Annotated in this window: 20 protein-coding genes; 11 read left to right on the top strand and 9 right to left on the bottom strand. The window is 67.9% G+C overall.

Features of this window, described 5'->3' with window-relative positions:
* The first annotated feature begins 187 nt into the window (after window positions 1–187).
* A complete protein-coding gene (locus NP511_RS06895; RefSeq protein WP_049964935.1) occupies window positions 188–1,516 on the top strand; it encodes a glycerate kinase type-2 family protein in 1,329 nt (442 codons plus the stop codon).
* Here the strand turns inward: NP511_RS06895 and NP511_RS06890 are convergent.
* Both NP511_RS06890 and NP511_RS06885 read right to left on the bottom strand, forming a co-directional pair.
* Entirely contained in the window at window positions 1,513–2,874 is a 1,362-nt protein-coding gene (locus tag NP511_RS06890) for a GntP family permease (protein WP_049964934.1), read from the bottom strand. The two genes, NP511_RS06895 and NP511_RS06890, sit on opposite strands and share 4 nt — an antisense overlap.
* Window positions 2,875–3,216: 342 nt before the next feature.
* Window positions 3,217–4,050, bottom strand: coding sequence for an amidohydrolase family protein (locus NP511_RS06885; RefSeq protein WP_049905825.1), 834 nt, complete (start codon window positions 4,048–4,050; stop codon window positions 3,217–3,219).
* A gap of 187 nt (window positions 4,051–4,237) precedes the next feature.
* Here NP511_RS06885 and thsA point away from each other — a divergent pair, with 187 nt between their 5' ends.
* The gene (thsA, locus tag NP511_RS06880; protein WP_049964933.1) at window positions 4,238–5,782 is read left to right on the top strand and encodes a thermosome subunit alpha; all 1,545 of its coding nucleotides are present in this window, start codon (window positions 4,238–4,240) and stop codon (window positions 5,780–5,782) included.
* A 104-nt stretch (window positions 5,783–5,886) separates the two neighbouring features.
* A complete protein-coding gene (locus NP511_RS06875) occupies window positions 5,887–6,258 on the top strand; it encodes a HalOD1 output domain-containing protein (protein WP_049964932.1) in 372 nt (123 codons plus the stop codon).
* Here NP511_RS06875 and NP511_RS06870 read toward each other — a convergent pair whose 3' ends face one another.
* Window positions 6,259–7,104 carry an SAM hydrolase/SAM-dependent halogenase family protein gene (locus NP511_RS06870; protein ID WP_049964931.1) on the bottom strand — a complete coding sequence of 282 codons (846 nt, stop codon included), beginning with the start codon at window positions 7,102–7,104 and terminating at the stop codon, window positions 6,259–6,261.
* A gap of 28 nt (window positions 7,105–7,132) precedes the next feature.
* Window positions 7,133–7,651 (bottom strand): nicotinamide-nucleotide adenylyltransferase, encoded by a 519-nt coding sequence (locus NP511_RS06865; RefSeq protein ID WP_006650155.1) that lies wholly within the window; start codon window positions 7,649–7,651, stop codon window positions 7,133–7,135.
* A gap of 285 nt (window positions 7,652–7,936) precedes the next feature.
* Here NP511_RS06865 and lonB point away from each other — a divergent pair, with 285 nt between their 5' ends.
* The 3 genes from lonB to NP511_RS06850 are packed head-to-tail and all read left to right on the top strand — an operon-like array spanning window position 7,937 to window position 11,476.
* Entirely contained in the window at window positions 7,937–10,090 is a 2,154-nt protein-coding gene (gene lonB, locus NP511_RS06860; RefSeq protein ID WP_049964930.1) for an ATP-dependent protease LonB, read from the top strand.
* Window positions 10,091–11,110 (top strand): CPBP family intramembrane glutamic endopeptidase, encoded by a 1,020-nt coding sequence (locus tag NP511_RS06855; protein WP_049964929.1) that lies wholly within the window; start codon window positions 10,091–10,093, stop codon window positions 11,108–11,110. It abuts the gene before it with no gap.
* Window positions 11,111–11,134: 24 nt separating this feature from the next.
* Window positions 11,135–11,476, top strand: coding sequence for a hypothetical protein (locus NP511_RS06850; RefSeq protein ID WP_049964928.1), 342 nt, complete (start codon window positions 11,135–11,137; stop codon window positions 11,474–11,476).
* A gap of 84 nt (window positions 11,477–11,560) precedes the next feature.
* Here NP511_RS06850 and NP511_RS06845 read toward each other — a convergent pair whose 3' ends face one another.
* Together NP511_RS06845 and rnhB are read right to left on the bottom strand one after the other, a co-directional pair.
* Window positions 11,561–11,938 carry a DUF8147 domain-containing protein gene (locus NP511_RS06845; RefSeq protein WP_006650158.1) on the bottom strand — a complete coding sequence of 126 codons (378 nt, stop codon included), beginning with the start codon at window positions 11,936–11,938 and terminating at the stop codon, window positions 11,561–11,563.
* A 63-nt stretch (window positions 11,939–12,001) separates the two neighbouring features.
* Window positions 12,002–12,673, bottom strand: coding sequence for a ribonuclease HII (gene rnhB, locus NP511_RS06840; protein ID WP_049964927.1), 672 nt, complete (start codon window positions 12,671–12,673; stop codon window positions 12,002–12,004).
* A 106-nt stretch (window positions 12,674–12,779) separates the two neighbouring features.
* On the opposite strand from rnhB, the gene NP511_RS06835 reads away from it, so the two are divergent.
* On the top strand, window positions 12,780–13,079 hold the full coding sequence (locus tag NP511_RS06835; protein ID WP_006650160.1) for a ribbon-helix-helix domain-containing protein: 300 nt from the start codon (window positions 12,780–12,782) through the stop codon (window positions 13,077–13,079).
* A 44-nt stretch (window positions 13,080–13,123) separates the two neighbouring features.
* On the opposite strand, the gene NP511_RS06830 is transcribed toward NP511_RS06835, so the two are convergent.
* Window positions 13,124–14,497, bottom strand: coding sequence for a tRNA pseudouridine(54/55) synthase Pus10 (locus NP511_RS06830; protein ID WP_049964957.1), 1,374 nt, complete (start codon window positions 14,495–14,497; stop codon window positions 13,124–13,126).
* 162 nt (window positions 14,498–14,659) lie between these two features.
* On the opposite strand from NP511_RS06830, the gene NP511_RS06825 reads away from it, so the two are divergent.
* The 3 genes from NP511_RS06825 (at window position 14,660) to NP511_RS06815 (ending at window position 16,441) form a co-directional block, all read left to right on the top strand.
* Complete coding sequence (locus NP511_RS06825) at window positions 14,660–15,772, top strand: S1C family serine protease (RefSeq protein WP_049964956.1); 1,113 nt, start codon at window positions 14,660–14,662, stop codon at window positions 15,770–15,772.
* Between the two features lie 280 nt (window positions 15,773–16,052).
* Window positions 16,053–16,244 (top strand): DUF7511 domain-containing protein, encoded by a 192-nt coding sequence (locus tag NP511_RS06820; protein WP_006181387.1) that lies wholly within the window; start codon window positions 16,053–16,055, stop codon window positions 16,242–16,244.
* Between the two features lie 8 nt (window positions 16,245–16,252).
* Window positions 16,253–16,441, top strand: a complete 189-nt coding sequence (locus NP511_RS06815; protein ID WP_006181386.1) for a DUF8028 family protein — start codon at window positions 16,253–16,255, stop codon at window positions 16,439–16,441.
* A 26-nt stretch (window positions 16,442–16,467) separates the two neighbouring features.
* Here the strand turns inward: NP511_RS06815 and NP511_RS06810 are convergent, their stop codons facing one another.
* Window positions 16,468–16,644: an HVO_A0556 family zinc finger protein gene (locus NP511_RS06810; protein WP_006181385.1), complete on the bottom strand. Its 177-nt coding sequence runs from the start codon at window positions 16,642–16,644 to the stop codon at window positions 16,468–16,470.
* A 105-nt stretch (window positions 16,645–16,749) separates the two neighbouring features.
* On the opposite strand from NP511_RS06810, the gene NP511_RS06805 reads away from it, so the two are divergent.
* Window positions 16,750–17,301, top strand: a complete 552-nt coding sequence (locus NP511_RS06805; protein ID WP_006650163.1) for a metal-dependent hydrolase — start codon at window positions 16,750–16,752, stop codon at window positions 17,299–17,301.
* 16 nt (window positions 17,302–17,317) lie between these two features.
* On the opposite strand, the gene NP511_RS06800 is transcribed toward NP511_RS06805, so the two are convergent.
* On the bottom strand, window positions 17,318–17,629 hold the full coding sequence (locus tag NP511_RS06800; protein ID WP_049964926.1) for a HalOD1 output domain-containing protein: 312 nt from the start codon (window positions 17,627–17,629) through the stop codon (window positions 17,318–17,320).
* Window positions 17,630–17,721 lie beyond the last annotated feature (92 nt).

Raw genomic sequence — 17,721 nt, 5'->3', positions numbered from 1 at the left:
ATAAAGACAACCGGCCGACACGTCCGTCCGCCCGATTCCCGCGAGCGGCCTGACACGAAGCGCATCGAATCCGCGAGTTTTAGCCCGTCGCGACTGACTGCTCACACATGACAGCGACGGGAGCCGCCGATCGAACCGCGAGCGCCGACGCCGGTCCGCGACCGCGCGCCGCCCGGGGTGGACAGACGTGATCGAGGACCGCGACCGACTCGCCTCGAGCGAGGCCCGCGAGGCCGCGCTCGCCTGCGTCGAGGCCGGCATCGAGGCGGGCCATCCACGCACTGTCGTCCGCGAGGCCGTCTCGCTCGCGGGCGAGACCCTCCGCGTCGCCGACGCGACCTACGACCTCAGTGCGTACGACGAGGTCCGCGTCCTCGGGGGCGGCAACGCCGCGGCCCACGTCGCCGCGGCGCTCGAGGAGATCCTGGGCGATCGGATCGACGGCGGCGTGGTCGTCACGGACGACCCCGTCGACACCGACCGCGTAACGGTCCGCGAGGGCGACCATCCGACGCCGAGCGAGCGCGGGGTCGCGGGAACGCGGGCCCTGCTCGAGGCGGCCGACGCGGCGAGCGAGGACACGCTCGTGCTGGCGGCGATCACCGGCGGCGGGAGCGCGCTCATGGCCGCGCCCGCCGGCGACGTGTCGCTGTCCGATCTGCAGTCGACGACCGACGCCTTACTCGAGAGCGGGGCCGACATCGGCGAGATCAATGCGGTCCGGAAGCACCTCTCGGCGCTTAAAGGCGGTCGGCTGGCCCGCCGGGCCGCCCCCGCGACGGTCGCCGGCGTGATCCTCAGCGACGTGGTCGGGAACGATCTGAGCGTGATCGCCAGCGGCCCGGTCGCCCCCGACGCGTCGACGTTCGACGACGCGCTCGCCGTTCTCGAGCGCTACGGGATCGACGCGCCCGACGCCGTCCGCGAGCGCTTAGAGCGCGGCGCGACCGGCGAGGTCGCCGAGACGCCTGGGCCGGACGACCCGGCGTTCGAGCGCGTCTCGAACCGCGTCGTCGCGGACGGGATGACCGTCCTCGAGGCCGCCCGCGACGCGGCGATCGAACGGGGGTACGACCCGCTCGTCCTCTCCTCGCGCGTCCGCGGCGAGGCCCGCGAGGCGGCGACGACCCACGTCGGGATCGCGGAGGAGATACGGGCCACCGGGACGCCGATCGAGCCGCCGGCCGTGATCCTCTCCGGCGGCGAGACGACGGTGACGGTCCGGGGCGACGGGTCGGGCGGGCCGAACCAGGAGTTCGCGACGAGTGCGGCGCTGTCGCTCGCGGAGCGGGAAACGGACGTCGCGGTCGCCGCGGTCGACACCGACGGCATCGACGGCGCGACCGACGCGGCCGGCGCGCTGGTGGACGAAGCGACCGTCGAGGACCCCGACGCGGCGCGGGCGGCGCTGGCCGACAACGACGTCTATCCGTATCTCGAGTCCAGAAATAGCCTCGTTTGCACGGGGCCGACGGGCACGAACCTGAACGACCTGCGGGTACTGGTCGTCCGCTAGAAGGCCAGTCCCGCGACGTTTCGGAGGACGACGATCCAGACGATACTCGAGACGCCGAGTACCAGCGTCGCGAGCGTCCAGGCCTGGTAGGCCGTCGACGTCTCCATGTCGGTGAACTCCGTGATGATCCAGAAGTAGGAGTCGTTGGCGTGGCTGACAGTCATGCTGCCGGCCCCGATCGCGAGAACGGTGAAGACCTTGCCGATCTCGGTGTCCAGGCCCAGCGAGCCAAGCAGTGGTGCGACGAGCCCCGCCGTCGTCAGGATCGCGACCGTCGAGGAACCGAGCGCGGATTTCATCGCCGCGGCGACGACGAACGCGGCGAGCAGGCCGATACCGAGCCCGCCCAGCGTGTCGGTGATGAAGTTCTCGAGGGGCAGCGCCGAGAGGACCTCGCCGAACGCGCCGCCGGCGCCGGTCACCGCGAGGATGACGGCGGCGTTTTTGATCCCGTCGGAGACCCACTCGTCGGTCACGTCGCTGGTGAAGTCGGGCACGATCGCGAAGGCGATGAACGCGCCGATGATCAGCGCGACGGCCGGATCGCCGAGGAACAGCAGCCAGCGCTGGAGCGTTCCAGTGATCAGTTCCGGGTTCTCCGCTTCGGGGTAGGCGGCGATCGAGCCGAGCGCGATGAGCGCGATCGGCACGAGCAGCGGGGCGAACGATGCCGCACGCGAGGGCATCGACCCGTACTCGGCTTTGATCTCCTCGATCGTCATCTCGGGGTTGGGGTCGATGTGGTAGTTCGAGGCGACCCTGTCGGCCCACGTCGCGGCGACGAAGACGATGGGGGCACTGACGATGAGTCCGGCGAGCATGACGAGACCGATGTCCGCGCCGATGATCCCGGCCGCGGCGATCGGCCCCGGCGTCGGCGGCACGAAGACGTGCGTGACGTAGAGCCCGCCCGCGAGCGCGACGCCGAGCGTCGACAGCGAGAGTCCCGATCGCTCGGCGAGCGACCGGTTCAGACCCGAGAGAATGACGAACCCGGAGTCACAGAACACCGGAATCGAGACGATGCTTCCCGTGATCGCCATCACCTGCGTGGTGTACTCCTCTCCGACGTAGTCCAGTACCGTCTCCGCGATGACGATGGCGGCACCCGAGCGCTCGAGGCAGGTGCCGATGATCGTCCCGGCGACGATGACGATCCCGATGTAGCCGAGGATGCCGCCAAAGCCGTCGGTCACGAGCGAGGCGACCTCCGCGGGATCGAGCCCCGCAGCGAGACCGGTCAGGTAGGCGGCGATCAGCAGTGCGAGGAACGCGTGCAGATCCAACTTCGCCGTGGCGACGATGATAAAGGCCACCGCCGCGGCGAGCAACAGTACCAGTGGAAATCCTTCGAGCATGTAGTCGGTTCCCGCTCATGAACGATGATGAATTTATCGATCAATACGCAATTCGTGATACCTGGTATATGATTCCGGCCAATATCTTGCACCTGAAACGTAGGAATAGAGATATTTGGTAAATAATTCAGGCGGATCGGGGGCCACTCGTGTCGAAACCCGATGCGTTTCGTTCCCGAAGCGCGAGCCCCCTCGCGGGCCGGCTCACCCGCCGCTGTCCGGTCGTCGAGTGGCAGGTCGGCGAAATCCGTTCGTCGGCGGACGGCGGGCGGAGTCCGAGCGGTCGACGAGAACCGCGCGACCCCCGACGCGAACGGGCAGGACCGCGGCCGTCGCTCGGTTTCAGTTCCAGGCGTCCGCCTCGGGTGCGAGCGCGTCGATCACGCGACAGGCGTTTTTCGAAAACGCACGGCGAAGCATGTCCTCGGAGACGTCCAGCGTGAGGATCTCCATAACCGCGACGTTGGGGTGACAGGCCGGCGCGCCGCTGCCGAAGAAGACGCGGTCGGGATGCTCGAGGACGGCGCGCTCGAGCTGCTCGCGGTAGCGGACGAAACTCGTCTCGAGGTAGCAGTCGTCGTACTCGTCGAGGAGGTCGATCATCTCGTCCATCAGCTCCCGATTCAGCGGGTGGCCGCCGAACCGGCCGACGACGACGGGGAACGACCGATCGAGTATCGTTTCGGCGAGGGTCTCGGGAGGCGCGTCGACGCCGCCGCGGACGATTACGGGGAGGCCGACGTCCTCCAGCGCCGCCAGCACGTCCTCGTCGGGGTAGTCATCGACGGCGGGGTCGAGGACGAACCCGTGAAAGCGGTCGTCGTAGGCGAACTTCTCGACGTCGCTCGGCGAGGTGTGGTGGTCCTCGCGGCCGCTGACGGCGTTGCGCAGTCGGTCGGTGGTCGTCCGCCCCGGCGTCTCGGTCCCGTTGATCCGGGCGAAGGCGACGAACGGGCGGTCGACGCTGCGTCTGGCGACGCCGTTGTTCGGCGCGAGATAGCTCGTCTCGGGAAGCGCGGGTGGGAAGACGACCGACCCCGTGATCCCCGCCTGATGCATCTCCCGCTCGAGGCGGTCCGCGGTGATCGTCGGTACGCTGGGCACCCCCGTCCCGTCCGCCGGCGGCAGCCGCGTCGCGACGTCGACGACGCGGAACCCGTGTTCCAGCTCCAGCATTCGTCCGGCCATTCCGAGCGGACCCATATTTCCCTACCGGCTCGTCGCCGACCCGTCGTGTCGACGGTTCACACGGGCAATCGCAAGACGGAGCGGTGGTAGGAGGGAAACGCTTATATAGAAGTGCTAACGACATAGGTAGTGAGGATCAACGATGGCACAACAGCGACGCATGGGTGGGCAGCCCATGTTCATTATGAGCGAGGATAGTCAGCGAACGCAGGGTCGGGACGCCCAGTCGTCCAACATCATGGCCGGCAAGGCCGTGGCCGAGTCGGTACGTACCACACTCGGACCCCGCGGTATGGACAAGATGCTCGTCGACTCCGGCGGGGACGTCGTCATCACCAACGACGGCGCGACCATCCTGAACGAGATGGACATCGAACACCCCGCGGCCCAGATGATCGTCGAAGTCTCCGACACCCAGGAGGAGGAAGTCGGTGACGGGACGACCACCGCCGCGGTACTGGCCGGCAACCTGCTGGGCGAGGCCGAGGACCTGATCGAGCAGGACGTCCACGCGACGACGATCGTCGAGGGCTACCACGAGGCCGCCGAGATCGCCCTCGAGGCGATCGACGAGCAGGTCAACGAGGCCGACGTCGACGACGAAATCCTCCGACAGGTCGCCGAGTCGTGCATGACCGGCAAGGGCACCGGCGGACTCACCGCCGCGTCCCTGGCCGAGACCGTCGTCGAGGCGATCCGCCACGTCGATACCGACGAGGGCGTCGCCCGCGACAACGTCACCGTTCACACCCAGATCGGTGCCTCCTCGAACGCGACCGAACTCGTCCCCGGGATCGTCGTCGACGAGGAGCCCGCCCACGACGGCATGCCGAGCGCGGTCGAAGACGCGTCGATCGCCATCCTGGACGTCGAACTCGACGTCCGGACCGGCGACGTCGACGCCGAGTACGCCATCGACTCGATCGACCAGCTCAACGCCGCCATCGACGCCGAAGAGGGCGAACTCGAGGGCTACGCCGAGGCCGTCGCCGACAGCGGGGCCGACGTCGTCTTCACGACCGAGGACGTCCACGACCGCGTCGCGAACGCGCTGGCAAACGAGGACGTTCTCGTCTTCGAAGGGCTGGGCGACAGCGACGCCCGACAGGTCGCCTCCGCGACCGGCGCGCGCCGCGTCGGCGACCTCGACGACCTCGAGGACGAGGATCTCGGCTCCGCCGACCGGATCCGCACCGAGAACTTCGGCGACGACGACCTGGCGTTCGTCGAGGGCGGCGCGGCCGCCGAGACGGTCACCGTCTTCGTTCGCGGCGGCACCGAACACGTCGTCGACGAACTCGAGCGCGCCATCGGCGACGCCTTGGACGTCGTCGCGACGGCGCTGGAGTCCGGCGAGGTCGTCCCCGGCGCGGGCGCGACCGAGATCGCGATCGCGGACAAGGTCCGCGAGGAAGCCGCCGGCATCGAGGGCCGTAAACAGCTCGCCGTGACGGCCTTCGCCGACGCGGTCGACATCGTCCCGCGGACGCTCGCGGCCAACACCGGCCGCGACCCCATCGACGCGCTCGTGGACCTCCGTGCCGCCCACGACTCCGAGGGCCGCGCGGGCCTGATCACCGACGGTGACGAGGTCACGATCGACGATCCCTTCGAGTACGGCGTCGTCGACCCCGCCGACGTCAAGCGTGAGGCCGTCGAGAGCGCGACCGAGGCCGCGACGATGATCGCCCGTATCGACGACGTCATCGCCGCCGAGTAACGTCGCTGTTTCCCGCGTTCGCGTTTTTTCGTGTCGCTTGCTGCCGGTCCCGGTCGATTATGGCCATTACTGTTAAGTGTTAACAAACACCATCTAGGTCTAGTATGTCCGGAACCGCTCCGCGAGACACCCTGACGCCGATCGGTGACACTGACGGTCGGACGGTCTACTACGACGAGGACCGCGGGACCTACCACACGTGGTGTGACGACCGCGCCTATGAACCGGTGAGTACGGCCCTGCTCATGACCGTCTCGTCGGTCCTCGGCGTCGAGCCCGACGATCTCGAGGCGCTTTCGGAGTGTATCGATCCGGACGCACTCAACGCCCTGTTCGTCCACTGGCGGGGCGACGAGCCCCGGATCGGCGACGGTTCGGTGTCGTTTACGTTCTCGGAGTGTGCCGTGACGGTGTATGCCGACGGCGAGGTCGTGATCGATCCGGCGCGACAGCGGTCGCGGCCGGCCGATGACTGACTACTCCGCTTCCTCGCCGCCTTCGGGCTCGAGGACCACCCGATCGCCCGGTGCGAGGCCGAACGCGTCGTCGCCGCGGCCGCGGTTGACGTCGAGTTCGACGTAGCCGTGGCTCCCGACGGTCGCGAGTCGCTCACCCGCCGGCACCGCGGCGAACGTGTCGCCGATCGGGACCGAGTCGCCGTTCGCGACGATCCGCGCTCGGTCCGCGAGATAGGTGCCCGGGACGTTCGTAATCGCGTTCCCGAAGCCGTCGACCACCAGTACCTCGCCGACCGCTCGGCCGTCTTCGAGCGTCGGCGTCGGCAACGTCAGTTCGACGTCGATCGCCGTCGGTTCGAGCCACTCGAGCGAGTCCAGCGCCGCCGGATCGGTCTCGTGGACGGCGGCGGCCGCGGGCGCGAAGACGTCCCGACCGTGGAACGTGTTGCTCCGGCCACCCGGCGGTCGCTGTGGGCTCTCACCGTCGATCGACTCGACGGGGACAGTCGGTTCGACCGGCTCGAGCGCCGCCTCGTCGACGGTGTAGCACTCGGGGTTCTCGGATCCGGCGAGTCGGGTCGCCGCGGGGACCAAGACGCCGTTGTCGGGGCCGACGAACGTGTGATCGCCCGCACGGAGAACGATCGCGTCGCGGTCGGTTCCGACGCCGGGGTCGACGACGACCAGGTGGGTCGCCGGCGGAAAATAGGGCAGTACTTCTCGGAGCCAGAAGGCGGCCGTACGGACGTCCTGTCGGGGGAAATCGTGTGCGACGTCGACCAGCCGGGAATCGGTGCGTTGCAACAGCACGCCCTTCATCGCCGCGGGATAGGGCGAGCCGAAGTCGGACGCGAGCGTGATCATGGGCTCGGTTACGACTTTCGAGGCCAAATCAGTCCCCGTTCGAGTCCGAATCGCTGACCATCTGAATCCGTTCGATACCGTCCATCTCCTCGACGACCTCGACGACGGCGTCGGGCACGAGCGACTGCCAGTCGCCGTCAGTGATCATCCGTTCGCGGACCTCCGACCCCTCCAAGACGTCGCGGTTGAACATCGGGGACTGGCGGATCTCGATGCCGGCTTCCCGGAAGAGTTGGATGACCAGCGGATTGTTCGAGTAGGCGACGTCGAAGTCGGGGCTCATGCTCTGGACGTGGCTCACCCACACCGAGTTCCGTTCTAAGTCCTCGATCGGGACGGCGTAGGTGACCAGATCGTACTCGACCAGCGACTTCGTGATCATCATGATGCGTTCGCCCGCGGTAAACGGGTTGCGTACGGTGTGTGAGTCGTCGGCGCTCCCGATCCCGAGGACGAGTTCGTCGACGTCTTCGGCGATCTGCTTGACCATGTTCAGATGGCCGTTGTGAAACGGCTGGAACCGACCGATGTAGAACCCCCGAGTCATGCCGGGAACTGCTCGGGCACGGCGCTTAAGCGTGGCGAGTCGTCTCGAACGCGGGACACTGACCGACAGCGCCCCGTCGCCTCCCGCTCGTCCCGTGCCGGTCACGCTGACCGATCACTGAGCGATACATTCGTTGAATATGTACCGAATTAAAACAGGGACGGTCGCTCCCTGATTAGCCACGTCGGGCGCTGTTCCCGCCGGTATCAGCAACTGACACCATCCTCCGCATGGAGAAAGTATATCAGTCGCAATCCCTTCGAAACAGATACCGAACAGAGTTCTATGAGTAACGATACGAACGTTGACGATCCTCCCGAAGACGCTTCGGACGCTGCTCCCGACGAGGACGGGCGCGAGCAGCCCCCCGAGCGTCAGGGAGACCGGCCGCCGCTCGAGGACGAGGGCGACCGAGGCGACGACCTCGATGAGCCGATCGACGGGTTCGACCCGTCGTCCGACGAGGACGACGACCTCGAGACGGTCGAGGACCTCGGCAGTACGGTCGAGGTCGATCCCGGCGTCGAGGTCGACGAGGAGATCGCCGAGGACGACCTTCTCGGTGGACTGAAGATCGATTCGACCGAGGACATCGAGGTCCCGGATCGGCTCGTCGATCAGGTCATCGGCCAGGACGAAGCACGCGATATCATCATCAAGGCGGCCAAGCAGCGCCGCCACGTCATGATGATCGGTTCCCCGGGGACCGGCAAGTCGATGCTGGCCAAGGCGATGAGCCAACTGCTCCCGAAGGAAGATCTTCAAGACGTCTTAGTCTACCACAACCCGGACGACGGTAACGAGCCGAAAGTCCGAACCGTTCCTGCTGGGAAAGGCGAGCAGATCATCGACGCCCACAAGGAGGAAGCCCGCAAGCGCAACCAGATGCGGTCGATCCTGATGTGGATCATCATCGCGATCGTCATCGGGTACGCGATCCTCACGGGTCCGATCCTGCTTGGTATCCTCGCAGCCGGGATCATCTGGCTGATCTTCCGCTACACCTCTCGGGGCTCGGACGCGATGGTCCCCAACATGATCGTCAACAACGGCGATCAGCGCGTGGCGCCGTTCGAGGACGCGACGGGTGCCCACGCCGGCGCCTTGCTGGGCGACGTCCGCCACGACCCCTTCCAGTCCGGCGGCATGGAGACGCCGAGCCACGACCGCGTCGAGCCCGGCGCGATCCACAAGTCCAACAAGGGCGTGCTGTTCGTCGACGAGATCAACACGCTCGACATCCGCACCCAGCAGAAGCTGATGACGGCGATCCAGGAGGGCGAGTTCGCCATCACGGGCCAGTCCGAGCGCTCCTCGGGCGCGATGGTCCAGACCGAACCCGTCCCCTGTGACTTCATCATGGTCGCCGCCGGGAACCTCGACGCCATGGAGAACATGCACCCCGCGCTGCGCAACCGGATCAAGGGGTACGGCTACGAGGTCTACATGGACGACACCATCGAGGACACCCCCGAAATGCGGCGCAAGTACGCCCGCTTCATCGCTCAGGAGGTCGAACGCGACGGGCGTCTCCCTCACTTCACCGACGACGCCGTCGAGGAACTCATCCTCGAGGCCAAGCGTCGATCGGGCCGCAAGAACCACCTCACGCTGCACTTCCGGAGCCTCGGTGGCCTGGTCCGCGTCGCCGGCGACATCGCCCGTGCCGAGGATCGGGACCGAACCACCCGCGAGGACGTCTTGCAGGCCAAGCAGCGCTCCCGGTCGATCGAGCAACAGCTCGCCGACGACTACATCGAGCGCCGCAAGGACTACGAACTGCAGGTCAACGAAGGCGGCGTCGAGGGCCGTGTCAACGGCCTCGCGGTCATGGGCGAAGACTCGGGCATCATGCTTCCGGTCATGGCCGAGATCGCCCCCGCACAGGGCGGTGGACAGGTCATCGCCACCGGGAAGCTGCAGGAGATGGCCGAGGAGTCGGTCCAGAACGTCTCCGCGATCATCAAGAAGTTCTCCGACGTCGACCTCTCCGAGAAGGACATCCACATCCAGTTCGTTCAGGCCGGCCAACAGGGTGTCGACGGCGACTCCGCCTCGATCACCGTGGCGACCGCCGTCATCTCCGCGCTCGAGAACATTCCGGTCGATCAGTCGGTCGCGATGACCGGCTCGCTGTCGGTCCGTGGCGACGTGTTGCCGGTCGGTGGGGTCACCCACAAGATCGAGGCCGCCGCCAAGGCCGGCTGTACCAAGGTCATCATTCCCCAGGCGAACGAACAGGACGTGATGATCGAAGACGAGTACGAGGACATGATCGAGATCATCCCCTGCTCGAACATCAGCGAAGTTCTCGACGTCGCCCTGATGGGCGAACCCAAGAAGGACTCGCTGGTCGATCGACTCAAGTCGATTACCGGTACCGCGTTCGATCAGGGCACCGTCGGCTCCGCCGGCGGGTCGAACCCGAGCCCGCAGTAGATGCCTCAGTGGGCGACGTTCCTCGGTCTCACGGGCGTCGTCCTGACGTTGCTGCTCGTTTTATCCCACCTCACGCAGTCGGCGTTTACCGACGGAGCCGACGACGTCACTGACGGACCGGCGACAGCGAGAAGCGACGCATCGGCCGGCGAGTCGCCGCCGTCTACCGACGCCTTCCGCGAGCCGTCATCGGACGACGACGGGTCGCGGCCACCCGACGCTCACGGCCGGCCCGGGTCGGCGACCCACGCCTCGAGCGACGGTGAGCGCCCGGTAGAGCGATCGGCGACGCCGCCGAGCGCCACCGATGCCGGTACCGAGCCTGATGGGGACACGAACACCGACTCGAGCGACCCGGCTGCGTCCGCTCTCGATGCGGACCGCCCGGCGGATCGCGGGGTCGATCCGGACTCGCTCTCGACGGGGATGGTCCTCGCCAACGTCGCGTTCTCCCAGGGGCTGTTCGCGCTCCTCTTACTCGGCGCGGCGGTCTATACGGCGATCCCGGCATCGGCGCTGGGCATCGAGTTCACCGTCCCGTACCTCGAGTCCGGCCTGCTTCTGGGGACGATCGCCGGGTTCGGCTTCTACGTCGGGAACGAACTCGCCGCGGCGGGGGCGACCCGGTTCGGGTTCGATCACGACGAGGCGTTGCGGGAACTGCTTTCGCCGGATTCGGCGACGGGCTGGCTCGTCCTGCTGGTCGGCGTGTTGCCGATCATCGCCGGCTTCGAGGAACTGCTTTTCCGGGCGGCGCTGATCGGCGTCCCGGCGGCCGGCTACGGCGTCTCGCCGTGGCTCCTCGCGGTCGGCTCCTCGATCGCCTTCGCTCTCGGGCACGGGATGCAGGGTTCGGTCGGCATCGTCGTCACCGGCCTGCTCGGATTCGGCCTTGCGGCTGTCTACATCGTCACCGGCAGCCTGCTGGTCGTCGTCGTCGCCCACTACTTCATCAACGCCCTCGAGTTCGTCGTCCACGAGGGGCTGGGTCTCGAGTGGGCCGAAACCCTCGAAGGCTAAGGGCCGGGAGTCCGTCGACCGGCTATGGATCTGACTGCCGGCTCACCGGCTCGCTCTCGAGCGGTCACCGCCATGATTCTGAGCTACTTCGCCGTCTTCGCCTACGCGACGGCCACGAACGACCCGCGAGCGGTGACGCTCACGGAATTCGGCTTCGGAATCATCGCGATCGCGGTGGGAGCAATGCTATACGGGCAGCGGTCGCGGTCGGAACCGGTGCTGACCCTGGGCGCGGGCAGCCTCGTCGCCGGCGGCCTGTTGAATGTCGTGGCCCTCCTCACGGACTCGAGCGCCGCCGATACGCTCTCCTCGCTGCTGGTCTTTCTCGGCGTCGGCTGCTACGTCTACGCGGTCTGGCGCAGTTGATCGCGGGGAGTTTGATCCTCTCGTGGCGTCGCTCGAGTCGGCTGTCACCGAGACGAACCCGTTCCATACTCGTCGCGTATCGCGCTATCCAGTCGGCGGTTTCTCGCGTCGAGCCCGAATCCCGACGACGAGTCCCCCAACGATACCGATGCCGGTCGCGCTCACGATCGAACCGATCACGCCCGCCCGGAGCAAGACGAGCGCGACGACCAAGACGGTGAGGAAGGTGACGCCGAACGTCCCGAGGCCCAGCGCGAGCGGTTGGGGCGTGCCGTCCGCGTTTCGACCGAACTGGACGAGAACGACGGCTGCGATCAGGACGCCGGCCCCGATTCCGGCCGGCAGTCCGACGAGTACCGAGAACTCGAGGTACGGGAGCAGGAGTTCCGACACAGCGACGAAGACGACGAGAAACGTTGCGAGACCTGCCGCCGCGGCGTAGCCGAGCGTTCGAACGCGCATTTCGATCACGGTGACAGTACGACTGTGGCCACTATAGGGACTCCGACAGGGACCGTGGGTCGGTCAGAACTGCTCGAGCCCGGTCTGTTCGGCCGCGGCCAGCGCGTCCTCGCAGGTCGACCACGACGCCCGCGCGAACGGCGGGAGGTTGCCGTGTTCGTCGACGTAGTCCGCGAGGAACTCGCGGGTCGTCGAATCGCCCGGGTAGCCGCTGCCGACCGGGCCGTACTCGTCGGCCAGCGCAGCGACGTGGGAATCCCGTTCGACTTTGGCGACGATGCTGGCCGCGCCGACCAGCGGCGATTCGTCGTCGGCACCGTGGCGTGCATCGACGGTGAGGGCCTCGAGCGAGCAGGCGTCGGCGACCCGCCGGGCGAACCGGTCGGCGTCGGTGTCACAGGCGTCACAGAGCCCCGAGAACTGTTCGTCCGCGCTCGCGTCGCGAGCGCGGTCCGCGAGCGCGCCCTCGATGGCCGTCGCGTGGGCCGCGACCGCCAGCGAGTTCATGTCGGTCTCGGGGTCGTCGATCCGCGCCGGCGTGATCTCGGCGACGCCGATCGCGATCCGGTCGTCGCCCCGCAGTGTCGCCGCCAGTTCCTCGCGGCGCTCGGGCGAGAGCCGCTTCGAATCCCTGATGCCGTCGGGAAGGACGGCGGGGTCCTCGCAGTGGATGGCCGCGGCGAACATCGATCCCAGCGCGGGGCCCTTGCCGGCCTCGTCGACGCCGAATGGCATACGCCGTTGATCCGTCGCCGGGCGCTAAACGGTTGTGTTGTCGGTCCCCGATTCACCGCGTCGCGTGTCGCACGATATTTGTCCGTGGCCTCGAAACCGGCGCGTCGTGCAATCCGACAGCGAGGGACTCGAGGTCGACGCGCCCGATCGGCTCCTCGAGCGAGCCGACGTTCTCGCGACCGCGCTCGGGACGAGCCGGTCCGAACTGCTCGTCGCCGCGCTTCGGGACTACCTCGAGAACGCCCGTGAGGGACCGCTCGAAGGGGAGGTCGCCGCCGCCTACTACGACGACGAGATCGCGTACGAGGAACTGACCGCTCTGGTGGGCAAGCGACGCGCGGCGGACTTTCGGCTCCTCAAGCGACAACTCGAGGAGGCGTCCGTCGACGGATCTCCGGAACAGTAGCCGGGGCGTGAGCCGCCCGTTTCGACCGAGCGGCCGACGGCGGCTCAGGCGTCTCCCGTCGCCGGCTCGGAGCCGTCGCGCGGCTCGTCCAGGAAGTACGCCTCGCGCTCGAACGGCTCGTTCTCTCCTTCGACACCGGTCACGTCAAGCGCCGTCACCTCGGCGTCGGTTCCGAGCAGGCCCGCGAGGCTGGGTTCGGTCCGGCCGCCGTCGCTGCTGATCAGTTCCTTGACGTAGAGGCCGCCCTCGCCGTGGAGTCGGACCTCGGCCTCGGTGGGCGATCGCAGGTCGCCGTCGATGGCGTAGACGGTCCGCTCGCGGGTCAGCCCCGCCCGGCGGTGGTCGACTCGCTCCGGCGTGTACTGCTCGACGGTCGTCCCCTCGAGTTCCGCGAGGGCGGTCTCGAAGGCGTCCTCGTCGACCGACTCGGCGAACTCGACGTCGGCACGGTAGTGCTTGCTCGCGTCGTGTTCCTTGACGCGCTCGACCATTTCGTAGGTCGCCAGCCGCAGGCCCGCGACCTCGACCGCGCCGTCGGCGGCCTCGTTGATCTCGGCCTCGAGTTCGGCCGGGTCGGGATCTCGCACCCGGGGTCGTTTCACCTCGAGGACGAACGGCCGGCCCTCCTCGAGCATGCGGGCGTCGACGTCTTCGCGGCCCGCGCCGTGGAAGGTGCCTTCGTCGCCGTCCATGGCGTCGACGACGTGGGGCCGGACGACCTGTTCGACACTGGTGTCGTACAGATAGCCGGAGCCGCCGCAGTAGTCACAGGGCTCCTCGCCGTCGTCGCCGAGCTGGATCCCGCTACCGCCACACTCCCGGCACGGCCACTCCGTCTGGGGAATGTCGCGCTCGAGCTTACGGTAGCGGCCGTAGACGAACGCGGGGTTGATCTGGACATCGACCGCGTGGCTCGTGACGGTCCCCGACTCGAGGGCCTCGAGCGGGTCGAACCCCTCGAGATCGACGACCGCGAGGACGTCCGGTCGGTCGAAGTCGACCTCGGTCTCGGTCGTCGCGCCGACGCGCCGGCCGACTTCGCGGTTCATCTCGCGTTTCATCGATTCGCCGACGTCGGGCTCGAGACCGGCGTCCTCCCGGAGCAGGCGTTCGTTCTCCTCGACCAGCGGCGGGACGCGGGTCCCGACCTGATAGGTGGCGAACGCGGTTCCCTCGAGGGCGTCGACGATGGTCTCGGCGACGGCGTCGAACGTGCCGCAGTACCCCTCACAGACCCAGCAGTCCGCGGGTGCGGTCGTCTCGAAGTCCTCGTCGTCGGCCAGCGCGACGGTCGTCCGCAGCGCCCGGCCGCGTTCGGCGTTGGTCAGCCCGAAACTGCGATCGGCGAAGGGCCGTCCGAGACACGAGTCGCAGACGGCACCCGTCGACAGCAGCGCACGGGCGTCTTCCGTGATCATGTCTCGGGACTCGGGGAGCCGCGGGTAACACGTTTTCCCTTCGCGGGGCCGACCGCGGCGTCGACGACGGATGCCGTCCGGTTCGGTGACGACCGCCGGCACCCCTCGAACGCGCCGAGCGCTAGCCACGGCGTTCAAATGGTTCGGGTCCAAGGTCACGACATGAACGATTCCCGACTGGACCGCCGCTCCTTTCTCGCGGCCGCGAGCGCGGGGGTCGCCGCGGTCGCCGGCTGTGCCGAACCCCGAGCCGACAGTTCGATCGAGGGCGACTCCTCGTTCGACAACCGCGGGAACCTCGCCGACGGCTCGGCGTTTACCGACCTCTACAACGAGATCATCGAATCGGTGACACAGGTGCGTGCCTTCGGCGTCGAGAACCCGTCGACGGGCGAACGGGGGCGAGGCCAGGGTTCGGGCTTTCTCTACGACGAGGACCACGTCGTCACCAACCACCACGTCGTCGCCGGTGCCGAGGCCGCGGACCTCCAGTACGTCACCGGCGACTGGGCCGGCACCACGCTCGTCGGCAGCGACTACCACAGCGATCTGGCCGTCCTCGAGGTCGATTACGTTCCCGACTCGGCGACGCCGCTGTCGCTGACCGACGACCGACCGGTCGTCGGCCAGCAGGTGGCCGCGGTCGGCAACCCCTACGGCCTCGAGGGGTCGATGTCCGCGGGGATCGTCAGCGGCGTCGATCGGACGCTCGACGTCCCGCAGCGGCAGTTCTCCTTCCCGAACGTCGTCCAGACCGACGCCGCGGTCAACCCCGGCAACAGCGGCGGCCCGCTCGCGAACCTCGACGGCGAGGTCGTCGGCGTCGTCAACTCCGGCGGCGGCGACAACATCGGCTTCGCCATCTCGGCCGCGCTCACCGAGCGCGTGGTCCCGTCGCTGCTCGCCGACGGCTCCTACGACCACTCGTACATGGGGATCGGGCTCAGATCCGTCGACCGGCTCGTCGCCGAGGCGAACGACCTCGACGAGGCCAGCGGCGTCCTCGTCACCGACGTCGTCGACGGTTCGGCGGCCGACGGCGTTCTCGAGCCGGCCTCGGGGACCGTCGAGCGCCGCGGCGAGGCCATCCCCGTCGGCGGCGACGTGATCCGCGCGTTCGACGGGACGCCGATCCCCGACCGCCACGCCCTCTCGACGTACCTCGCGCTCGAGACCAGTCCCGGCGAGGCGCTCGATATCCGGTTCCGCCGGAACGGGCGATCCGAGACGACGCGACTCACGCTCGACGCCCGGCCGGAGCCCGCCTCGGCGTAGGCCCGGCCGTCGGAGTCGCGGCGTCCCGGCGGCCGTTCGACGGCACGCGATCGGCGGAAACGATCCCTTATTGCGTTGAGACGGCGATGACTGTCCGGAACCCGTGCCATAGCGGCGTCGTACACGTCGGCCCTCGTTGCGGTCGGTTCCGGGGTAGTGAACCGTCTGAACCCGACGGAACCGAACGCTATCGTCCGCGTTCGAGGCGTTACCCACTCGATAACAATAGTAGGGGACCGGATAGGAACTCTCGGCGCGCGTACCCGTCGCCTGATCCCGCATGACCGACGCCGATGTCCACCGCACTGACAGCGAGGAACCGCCAGTCGAACTCGAACACGTCACCATCGAAAACGATGATGCACCCAACGAGTGTGCCATCTTCCCGCGCCACGCCAGCGGGAGCGTGTTGACGACGACCTGGATCACCGCCCACGGAGAGGGATTCGTCGACCTCGAGGCGATGCGCTGATCGTACCGATGCCGCTGCACCGCTCCGTTACCGCGGCGGGCTTCTGGCTCGGGGCCTTGCTTCCGATCGTCTACGTCCCCGTCATCGTCGCGGGGATCGACTCGTTCGGCCGGCTCACGATGTTTCTCGGGCTCATCGCGGTTCACGCACTCGCGCTCGTCATCGGCCACGACTACTCCGGCTCGCGGTCGCGGTGAGCGGGTCCCGCCCGGTCCCTCGAGCGCTAGCCGGTCCAGACCTGCGCCCGCGGCGTGCCACAGCTGTCGCAGACGACCGCTCGCTTGTCCTTGTAGCTGTCCCGCTCGAGTTCGCCGTCGGCGCAGTCCGGGCAGGGCCGCCCCTCGAGGATCGCGAGCAACCGCCGACTACCGCCGGACTGCGACGACTCTGATTTCGCCATATACGCACTCCATACTCGAGACGGGGAAATCGGTTGGCCATGCCTATGCAGCCCGACGGCGGCGAGTCGAAGCGCCTATGCCGGTTTCCGGAGTAGCCTCTCTGGATGTGGCCCTGGGGACACCTCGCCGTCGCCTACCTGCTGTATACCGCCGTCGTTCACCGCCGGTTCGGCCGCCCGCCGCGTGCCCTGCCGGCGATCGCCCTCGCCGTCGGCTCACAGACGCCGGACCTGATCGACAAACCCCTCGCGTGGAACGTCGGAATCTTGCCCGGCGGGCGGACCCTCTCACACTCGGTGTTCGCCCTCGCCGCCCTCGTGGTGGCGGTGCTGGCCGTCGCGACGCGACTGCGGCGTCGCCCGCTCGGCGTCGGCTTTCTCGTGGGCTATGGCTCGCACCTGCTGGCCGACGTTCCGCCGGCGGTGTTTGGCGGTGACTTTTCCGGCGCGACCTATCTCCTGTGGCCGGTCCTCGAGCCGCCACCGGAGGAGCCGGTCGCCGGCATCCTCGATGCCATCCTCAGCTACTACGAACTCGGGGCCTTCGAGTGGGTCCAGTTCGGCCTGTTCGCCGTCGGGGCCGTCGTCTGGTATCGCGACGGCATGCCGGGACTGGGGCTCGTGACCGCCCCGCTCGAGCGGTGGGTGACCGCGTAGGCCCGTTTACGACGGCTCACTCCGTCGGGCAGATGCGGACCGGATCGTTGCGGACCGCGACCGTCCCCGCGCTCGTGACGACGACCCTACAGTCCCCGACCGCGAACTCGAGGCGCACGTCGCCGCCTTTCGCCGCGGCGTGGGCGAACAGGTCGACCATCGCCTCCGGTTCGATCCAGTCGTAGAGTGGCCGGTCGGGAGCCGGCGGTTCATCGACGGCTTCGACGCCCCGTACGACGGTGTCGACGATCGCCGTCGGCTCTTCGTACTGCATTCGAACCGACGCACCACCGTCCGTGATCGGTAACTCGTCGTCCGAGCGTGACATATTCCCAATCTAGAGAATCACCATGATATATGTTATCGATCGTTTCACAGTTGTCGGGCCGAACCGCCGATCCGGAACCGTGGCAGCTATTC

The sequence above is a fragment of the Natrinema thermotolerans genome (assembly GCF_031165565.1).
In the GTDB taxonomy this organism is placed as follows: Archaea; Halobacteriota; Halobacteria; order Halobacteriales; family Natrialbaceae; genus Natrinema; species Natrinema thermotolerans.
Note: the sequence above shows the minus strand (reverse complement) of the source record. Positions and strands in the feature narration are given on the sequence as shown.

Bases quoted from the DNA above. Each gene is read 5' to 3' on its own strand.
- NP511_RS06890 (WP_049964934.1), bottom strand. From the start codon at position 2,874: ATGCTCGAAGGATTTCCACTGGTACTGTTGCTCGCCGCGGCGGTGGCC.
- NP511_RS06885 (WP_049905825.1), bottom strand. From the start codon at position 4,050: ATGCTGGAGCTGGAACACGGGTTCCGCGTCGTCGACGTCGCGACGCGG.
- thsA (WP_049964933.1), top strand. From the start codon at position 4,238: ATGTTCATTATGAGCGAGGATAGTCAGCGAACGCAGGGTCGGGACGCC.
- NP511_RS06875 (WP_049964932.1), top strand. From the start codon at position 5,887: ATGTCCGGAACCGCTCCGCGAGACACCCTGACGCCGATCGGTGACACT.
- NP511_RS06870 (WP_049964931.1), bottom strand. From the start codon at position 7,104: ATGATCACGCTCGCGTCCGACTTCGGCTCGCCCTATCCCGCGGCGATG.
- NP511_RS06865 (WP_006650155.1), bottom strand. From the start codon at position 7,651: ATGACTCGGGGGTTCTACATCGGTCGGTTCCAGCCGTTTCACAACGGC.
- lonB (WP_049964930.1), top strand. From the start codon at position 7,937: ATGAGTAACGATACGAACGTTGACGATCCTCCCGAAGACGCTTCGGAC.
- NP511_RS06855 (WP_049964929.1), top strand. From the start codon at position 10,091: ATGCCTCAGTGGGCGACGTTCCTCGGTCTCACGGGCGTCGTCCTGACG.
- NP511_RS06850 (WP_049964928.1), top strand. From the start codon at position 11,135: ATGGATCTGACTGCCGGCTCACCGGCTCGCTCTCGAGCGGTCACCGCC.
- NP511_RS06845 (WP_006650158.1), bottom strand. From the start codon at position 11,938: ATGCGCGTTCGAACGCTCGGCTACGCCGCGGCGGCAGGTCTCGCAACG.
- rnhB (WP_049964927.1), bottom strand. From the start codon at position 12,673: ATGCCATTCGGCGTCGACGAGGCCGGCAAGGGCCCCGCGCTGGGATCG.
- NP511_RS06830 (WP_049964957.1), bottom strand. From the start codon at position 14,497: ATGATCACGGAAGACGCCCGTGCGCTGCTGTCGACGGGTGCCGTCTGC.
- NP511_RS06825 (WP_049964956.1), top strand. From the start codon at position 14,660: ATGAACGATTCCCGACTGGACCGCCGCTCCTTTCTCGCGGCCGCGAGC.
- NP511_RS06820 (WP_006181387.1), top strand. From the start codon at position 16,053: ATGACCGACGCCGATGTCCACCGCACTGACAGCGAGGAACCGCCAGTC.
- NP511_RS06815 (WP_006181386.1), top strand. From the start codon at position 16,253: ATGCCGCTGCACCGCTCCGTTACCGCGGCGGGCTTCTGGCTCGGGGCC.
- NP511_RS06810 (WP_006181385.1), bottom strand. From the start codon at position 16,644: ATGGCGAAATCAGAGTCGTCGCAGTCCGGCGGTAGTCGGCGGTTGCTC.
- NP511_RS06805 (WP_006650163.1), top strand. From the start codon at position 16,750: ATGTGGCCCTGGGGACACCTCGCCGTCGCCTACCTGCTGTATACCGCC.
- NP511_RS06800 (WP_049964926.1), bottom strand. From the start codon at position 17,629: ATGTCACGCTCGGACGACGAGTTACCGATCACGGACGGTGGTGCGTCG.